At 57.0% G+C, this 7,497-nt stretch carries 7 protein-coding genes and 1 pseudogene; 6 read left to right on the top strand and 2 right to left on the bottom strand.

Going from position 1 to position 7,497, the window contains the following annotated elements; translation table 11 throughout:
- Nucleotides 1-1,066: pseudogene (locus NKI22_RS31150) on the bottom strand (IS256 family transposase); the annotation flags it as partial.
- A gap of 189 nt (nt 1,067-1,255) precedes the next feature.
- Between NKI22_RS31150 and NKI22_RS31565 the strand changes: the two are divergent.
- Nucleotides 1,256-1,429 (top strand): hypothetical protein, encoded by a 174-nt coding sequence (locus tag NKI22_RS31565; RefSeq protein ID WP_502897731.1) that lies wholly within the window; start codon nt 1,256-1,258, stop codon nt 1,427-1,429.
- A gap of 38 nt (nt 1,430-1,467) precedes the next feature.
- On the top strand, nt 1,468-1,539 hold the full coding sequence (locus NKI22_RS31560; RefSeq protein ID WP_502897730.1) for a hypothetical protein: 72 nt from the start codon (nt 1,468-1,470) through the stop codon (nt 1,537-1,539).
- Between the two features lie 1,271 nt (nt 1,540-2,810).
- Here NKI22_RS31560 and NKI22_RS31140 read toward each other — a convergent pair.
- Nucleotides 2,811-2,936: a hypothetical protein gene (locus NKI22_RS31140; RefSeq protein WP_352959664.1), complete on the bottom strand. Its 126-nt coding sequence runs from the start codon at nt 2,934-2,936 to the stop codon at nt 2,811-2,813.
- 855 nt (nt 2,937-3,791) lie between these two features.
- On the opposite strand from NKI22_RS31140, the gene NKI22_RS31130 reads away from it, so the two are divergent.
- From NKI22_RS31130 to NKI22_RS31115, 4 genes are all read left to right on the top strand, one after another.
- On the top strand, nt 3,792-4,259 hold the full coding sequence (locus NKI22_RS31130; protein ID WP_352959662.1) for a cobalamin-dependent protein: 468 nt from the start codon (nt 3,792-3,794) through the stop codon (nt 4,257-4,259).
- Nucleotides 4,260-4,266: 7 nt separating this feature from the next.
- A complete protein-coding gene (locus NKI22_RS31125; RefSeq protein WP_352959668.1) occupies nt 4,267-5,298 on the top strand; it encodes an aspartate-semialdehyde dehydrogenase in 1,032 nt (343 codons plus the stop codon).
- A complete protein-coding gene (locus tag NKI22_RS31120; RefSeq protein WP_352959660.1) occupies nt 5,295-6,461 on the top strand; it encodes an amino acid kinase family protein in 1,167 nt (388 codons plus the stop codon). The genes NKI22_RS31125 and NKI22_RS31120 overlap by 4 nt, the downstream gene beginning before the upstream one ends.
- Nucleotides 6,462-6,763: 302 nt before the next feature.
- Nucleotides 6,764-7,219, top strand: a complete 456-nt coding sequence (locus tag NKI22_RS31115) for a hypothetical protein (RefSeq protein ID WP_352959666.1) — start codon at nt 6,764-6,766, stop codon at nt 7,217-7,219.
- Nucleotides 7,220-7,497: the final 278 nt, after the last annotated feature.

The raw sequence follows: 7,497 nt of genomic DNA, 5'->3' as shown, positions 1-7,497 counted from the left end.
GAAATCCTGTGGGCCGGGACGAAGAAACAGGCTCACCTGAGCCGAACAAAGAAACGCAACAGGAATCGAAAAAGTCGAAATCAGGGTTGTCGATGTCATCCGTGGTGTAGATGATCCGCCGCACGCTTTCGGGATAGGCGAAGAATGGGACGACGTGCTGCCAGTTGCGCCGCCAGCTTTGCGTGATCGCCGGATATCGCTGTCCCCAGTAGCCGGCCTCGAAGTCCTCCAGGGCCTTCATGCCGGCGTCGGCGTCCTTGGCCCGGTAGATCGCGCGCAGCGCCGGCACGACGGGCTTGCGGTCCTTCCAGGACACGAACTCCAGGGAATGGCGGATCAGGTGCACGATGCAGGTCTGGACGACGGTTTGGGGAAAGACGGCGTTGATCGCCTCGGGAAAGCCCTTCAGGCCGTCGACGACAGCGATCAGAATGTCGCCGACGCCGCGGCTCTTCAGCTCGTTGATGACGCGCAGCCAGAACTTGGCGCCCTCGGTCTGCTCGATCCAGATGCCCAGAATCTCCTTCGTGCCATCGGGCGGGATGCCGAGCGCAATGTATACGGTTCCTGACGAAGCCCTCGTCGCGGATCTTGACCCGGATCGCGTCGAAAAAGACCGAGGGAAAGCAGGCCTCGAGCGGCCGGTTCTGCCATTCGGCAACCTCCTCCAGGACGGCGTCGGTGACGGCCGAGATCAGGTCCGGCGATACGTCGATACCGTAGAGCTCCTCCAGGTGGCCGCGGATCTCACGCACCGTCATGCCGCGCGCATACATGGAGATGATCTTGTCGTCGAAGTCTGGGAAGCGGCGCTGATATTTGGCGATCAGCTTCGGATCGAAGGTTCCGGCACGGTCGCGCGGGATCGTCAGCGTCATCTTCGATGTGCCCGTCAGCACCGACTTCCGCGAATGGCCGTTCGACGATTGATGTTCCCCTCGGTGCTCTCGTCCTCGAGGTGCTCGTCGAGCTCGGCGTTCAAAATGCGCTCCGAAAGCGCCTTCTTCAGGTCGTCAAGCAGACCGTCCTTGGCGAAAACCTCGTTCGGATCACGACCGGCAAGCAGCTGGTCCAGAAGTTCTTTCTCGATAGCAATGTGATGATTCTCTCCTTTCCATCATCATGGCCTCGCGCACAGAATTCCTGATAGTCCCGTCCGTGCCCGGGAGCCGAGCTTGCGCCGCGAGACATCGTGGCGCTGGTTGGCAAGCCATCTTGCGAAAGGCGATCGCGTATTTCTCGACGCCAGCCGGGCGTGATCGCCGGCCTCAACCTGACCAGGCTCGCCTTCCAGCTCATCGATCCCGCGATAGCAATCAAGGTCAACCGGCCAGACGACAATGCCCTGAACCAAGGCGACGCCATCGCAACCGTGAGCGGCCCGGCACGCGGTCTTCTCGCACCGCGCTCAACTTTCTTTGCCATCTGAGCGGCATAGCCACCGCAACCGCGGCAATCGTCGCGTCGGTGAAAGGGCACAATGCAAAGATCGTCTGCACCCGCAAGACAACGCCTGGCTTGCCTACGGTACAGAAATAGCTGCTGTCGCGTGAAGTTAAAGCTCGATCACGTGAGTCTAGATCTGGCGAGACTAGGAAGCTCCTCGACTGCCACTTCTCAATTCGACAATGATCGCGCTAGTGTTCCGGCGCTTGCGTGCCGTCTTCATCGACAATAACGGCTTCAGCAAAAGCTGGCTCAACAACAGGTTGGCAAAACTTACGACGCCATGTGTAGATCAGTCCTGTCGAAATCTCATGCTGACGTCCCATCTGCGCGACGCAAGCACCGGGTGAAAACGTCTCTTGCAACTATCTGCAGACGGGCGTCCTCGCTCCACCGACGCCGCACGTCGGGTCCTGAAGTACCGCAATCTGCCCAACCGGTCAGAGTCGGCTGCCGCCAAGGACCTCTCTCCCCACGCCGCGATCCCGGCGTGCCCGAAGGCGTCTTCGACAGTTCATCTCGCGTCAGCCAAACGAGCCAATCGTCGTCGTCTATCCCATGCGCGGGCAAGCGCAGAACTGATCCGTGCGGTTCTCGATGCAGATAGCCGTAGCGATCGACTATTCCTTTTTCGATGATCCAGCCGCCAACCAGCGCATAAATGAAATCCGGCGACCATTTAGCCCATGCAAGTCCAAATGCAATGCGAGCAATAACTGACGAGAGACCGCGGCCCCTAAAGTCCTCCCGCAACCATAAGTCGCCGTGATACGCTACCAGATTTGTTATGCTGCGAGCGGTCGGCGCGTAGCAGCTACACGAGGATCCAGGCCCGGCTTTGAGGTTGGGATCCGCGAAGCAGGCTCGGAGTGACCCAAGGTGCTCAGCAAGGCTTGTGTTGGATAGATCGTCTAAACGCATTGCCTGGACATGCGCCACCATTCCTTGCCAATCCCGCCCGATGATCCAAAAGGCCTTTCCAGGTGAAAGATCAGAACAGTCCGGACGGAAGTTTGGAGTGGTCGATGACTTTCCGGGAAGTCTGCTGGTAATCCCGACATACTCCTCAAAATCGTCGCCCATTTTAAAGTGGAGGCCTCGCCTGCGCCCCAGCTCGTCTGCTGCACAGATCTGTTTGGAGACCTCCAGCGTTGTCATATTGATCTGCATGCGATACATCTTGCTAGTGCGCTGAAAACAACATGACTTCTACAGTTCCCAAGCAAGGAGCGATACTACAGCCTCTGGTAGTTGACGCATTCGCTCACGGCTATGTCCCACGGCGGCTCACGTGTGAGCGGCACTGAAGTCGGACCCGGATTCGGAACCGCGCGGTTAGTTGGAGCGGAGCCGTTTCGCTCGTGCTAGACGGAGACGGTGATGAAGAAGACGAGACGAAAGATCGATACGAGCTCGAAAGCGAAGATCGCCTTGAGGTCTTGCGGGAACAGGCGACGGTTGCGGATTTGCCGCACCGCTACGAGGTTCATCCGAACCAAAGATGTGGAAGAAGCGCTTTTAGACAACGCGACCCGCGCCCTCGAGGCCGGTATCGGGATGGAGATGGACGAGGCGCGAACGCGACATCGAGAAGTTGCACGCTAAGACCGCGCGGCCGACGATCAAGAATGATTTTTTGGCGAGGAGGTTCGCACGATGGCACGGCGGGCCGCAGAGCCGCGCGCTTCGTCTGGCGTGGCATCTTCAAAACGGACCAGGGCTCGCAATTCGCCTCGACCGTCTTCACCGGGCGCCTCGCCGCCTGCCGGTACCGGATATTATCCATGGATGGGCCCGGGGGGGACAATGCGTTCAAGGAACAGCTGCGACGCTCGCTCAAATACGAAAACCGCTACTCCGACGGCCGCGAGGCCAAGGCGGGATGGCTGTCCTTTTTTGCAATAGCTGACATCCTCACCAGGCCTTGGGCAACCGCATGCCAATGGCGGTTTGGCGCCATTATGTGACCGGCGCCCTCGATGACAGGGCTGTGGACATGACGCTTCTCCACGGGCGAAGCTTGGACAACGCGCACGCGTTGCCCACAGGCCCACAACTGCAACAGCAACAGACAGGCGCGTGATGGGGACAAAGGGATCGGAGGCGGCCGAGCTTCTGAATAAGAAGCCCGCCCCGGAGGTCCGCGGACCGGGCCCACTTCAGCACCTCCAACATCTGACGGTATGCTGGACGTTTTTCAGCGTGAGGCACAGCGAGAGCAGCCAACTCTGCCCACCTACCTATCCCAGTAGTTTTTGAGAATTCCATCTCGGTATAGTTTGTGGGCGGTCATCGGCGGCCAAATCCCAGCCGGGAGCTTGACGCGATCTCAATAGGAGGAAGCAGTGAACATTTCCGCTACGCCGCGATTTGCCACCGAACCGTCCCCTGGAGATCGTGTCATTATTCTCGGCGTCGCGGAGAGTGATGCTCATGTGGTTGCGAATAAGCTCATCGAATATGAGCTTAGCCTCTCCGGATTTAGTGTGATCAACCTCGGCGCATGCACTCCTGTCGAAGAGTTCGTGGATGCGTTCCAGTCACATCCATACGCCGATGCGATGGTTATTGGCAGCTTAAATGGCCATGCATACGAAGATTTGAAGTCAATAAGAGATGCAAAGAAGGACCTTCTTATCTCTTGTCCAATCATAGTAGGCGGCAATCTTGGCGTAACCCGAGATCAAGCGGCCAAAACGAAAGAGGAATTGCTCTCGCTCGGCGTGGATTACGTGCTTGATGACGCGGCGGCATTGCCTTTGCTCTTGCATCAGCTCCCCCGACGGAACACTGTTGTCGCACCTCCCGAATGAGGATATCATGAGAGCCTTAGATATTTCTATCGTTGGCGCCACCGGGGCCGTCGGCGCTGAACTAATAAAGTTGTTGGAATCAAGCCAAATTCCGGTCTCTCGGTTGCGGCTGCTGGCGTCCCCCAATTCGACTGGTCGACAGTCGAAGTTCCGAGATCAAATCTGCATCGTGGAGCCACTCGGCGAGATCAATGATGCCAAAACCGATATCGCATTCTTTTCCGCAGGTAGCGCAGTAAGCGCCGAATGGGGACCTCGGTTTGCAGCCCAAGGTGCCCTGGTGATTGACAACTCGAACGCCTTTCGAATGAACCCTGATGTACCACTCGTCGTACCGCAAGTTAACCCGAGTGCGCTCGCCGTTCGCCCACGGTCGGGCATCGTCTCAAACCCGAATTGCTCCACGATCCAGCTGGTCCGAGCCCTGAGACCGCTGGTAACTGCCTTTGATATTCATCAGATCATTTTGACCACCTACCAGGCCGCGTCGGGGGGCGGCCTGGTAGGAATTGACGAGCTATTGAACGGGACCAGAACCGCGCTGGATGGACGCGCAGCACCTAGCGCGGAGCGTTTCCCTTTCCCTCTTGCGTTCAATGTGATACCGCAAGTTGGAGAGATCGCCGCGGAAGGCGTGACACTCGAAGAGCGCAAGCTCGTTCAAGAGTCTCGAAAGATTTTTGGCGCGCCTCATCTCCGGGTGACATCCACATGCGTCCGAGTTCCGGTAATGAACGGCCATTCCGAGGCGGTATACCTCGAGTTCGAAAAGCCGGTTCGCCTCGAACGGGTAAATGAGTTACTCGCAATAGAGCCAGATGTTCGGCTCTATGCAGACGGAATTCGCGAAGGATATCCCACGCCGCGCTTTCTGGAAGATCCGGCGGTTGTTCACGTCGGCCGGGTTAGGGTAAACCCCGAGAACCCGCGCGCGCTCTGGATTTGGGTGGTCGCAGACAATCTCCAGGTTGGGGCCGCGCTCAACGCACTTCTCATCGCACAGCTTGCAATTGCCAACAATGCGATTGGTGGAACATGAACGCGTCCGTTCTGAAATTCGGGGGCTCTAGTTTTTTGGATCCTCAGGACTATGGTCGAGTTGCTGGGCACATAGCCGACCGACTAGCGGCAGGTGAAAAGAAAATCGTTGCCGTGGTCAGCGCGATGTCGGGAACAACCGGTAACCTGAAAGCGGTCATGCTCGACGTCAACAAGCAAGCTTCCCCGTCGAACCTCGATGCGGCACTCGCAACCGGAGAGATGCTCAGTGCCTGCCTTTTGGAGGCTGCCGTCAGTCGGTTAGGGATTCCCGTAACGTCTTTGAACGGCTATTCTCTTGGAATATGCACCAATTCAGACTTCGGTCGCGCGTCATTAGAAAATGTAGATTCCAAGCCAATTATTGCAGCATTGCAGGGACATGACGTTGTCGTTGCGGCAGGCGGCCAGGCAATCGATCACTCTGGCAGGTTAACTATGCTCGGTAGAAATAGCTCTGATCTGACCGCTATCGCTATTGCGTCAATGTTGGAAGAGAACGCTTGCGAAATATACTCGGATGTTCCCGGCGTCTATACGGCAGACCCTTATATCGTCCCACGAGCACAACTGATTCCGGAGATTGGCTATGGGGCAATCGCACAGATGTCGCGACATGGCGCAAAGGTACTACACCACAGGGCGGTGAATTACGCCGAAAAGCACGCGGTCACGATTGTTTGTAAATCACTCACCGGCGACGGAGCTGTCACGGGCACGATTGTAACAGGCCATGGCAACGCCCGTTCCGTGACAGTGGCTCGCGACGCGGCGGTGATAGCATGCGGCAGCTTCGCGGAACGCGACAACCTCCACGCACTTCTTGATCGACATGACATCAGTACGATCTGTACGGAGGTCAACGACGGGCCGAGCATATGCATTGTAGGCGATATTGATTTTGCCATGCACCTTGTCGCGCTGACGGGCACCCGCTTAATCTCCATCGGATCACGAACCGTCGTGACAGAGATTGATTCTTCAGTGTTGCGCGTCCATTTGGACGGCGACTATGAACGCGCCATTTCCCTGGCGCGTCAGATCCACGAACAAATGTATCCTGGAGCGGTTGACGAAATATTTGGATCGAGAATGGCTAAACAGCGCTCGGCTTATAGTTCTCTGCTGGTCCGTGAAGATAATGCGTTGCGAAATCCACAGTAAACGCCGGCTTTGGCATCGGTCAACAATGACATGAAATAAAAAATGACCACTCCCGACATCTAGGGTTCTCACATTCGCCCTTTTGTGGCCACGGCGTCTATTCATCGCTGAAGATACTTGATTTCCTTTGCGAGGGTTATCTTTGCACTGCTTCCGCCTTCTTTCGATCGGTCGAGACGAGATCTTCGTTGGCTCGACTTCAGAAACCGGCGTGGCAGCCGCCAACTTGATAATTTTGCTCAGCCCTACTCTTACGCGCCGATTTGGCGTGCGGAGGCTTGCACCCATCGGCGGACCCGGTGATGCTGTTCACCTGCATCCGTGCGGCACAAGAAGATTTGGGAAGACGCGTCGATCGTCGTGGAGTGCAAGCAACGCCACAGGAACCGGTCGTCATCGATCTGCAGCGCTTCACCGCAAATCTGAAGACGCCTTGGCAGGGCGGTGAGGTGCGACCCACCCATAAAAGGCCTTATCGGCGGACAAAGCCTTATCCGAAGAGACCGAGCATGCTTGAGCCCTATGAGGCTCAGATTCGGGCATGGTTGGAGGCCGAGCCGACGCTCTCGGCAGCCCTCGTGCTGCAGCGGTTGATGAACGTCGATCAAACACGGTTCACGAACAAAAGCCTGCGGACGGTGCAAATAGCGGTGAAAGCCTGGCGTAAAGAGACAGTCGTTGAAATCATCAATGGCGACTGGATGGCAATCTCCCCGCTTCTTCAACCCGCCACATCGTTAGGTAACATTCTTCGGTGAGGCAACAGGGGGGTCAGTTTCTCAATTCGGCCGACACGCCCGGCAGCGAAGCGCCGGTGGAAGCGCTCCACCAGCACGGGCGAGAAGCAGACGACCCATCGGTAGATGGTTGGTGTGACCGAACGCAATGACTCGCTCGGCCCTCATCTCTTGCAGATCACGCAGGCTGAGATTTTAGAGCACGTCCTGTGATCGATGAATCGATTGTGATGTGACGGCTGCGTTTTGTGCTGATTCAACATCCACCTCGATGGAGGTGGACGATGGCAAGAGCATTG

Source organism: Mesorhizobium sp. M0778 (assembly GCF_040320105.1).
GTDB lineage: Bacteria > Pseudomonadota > Alphaproteobacteria > Rhizobiales > Rhizobiaceae > Mesorhizobium.
Note: the sequence above shows the minus strand (reverse complement) of the source record. Positions and strands in the feature narration are given on the sequence as shown.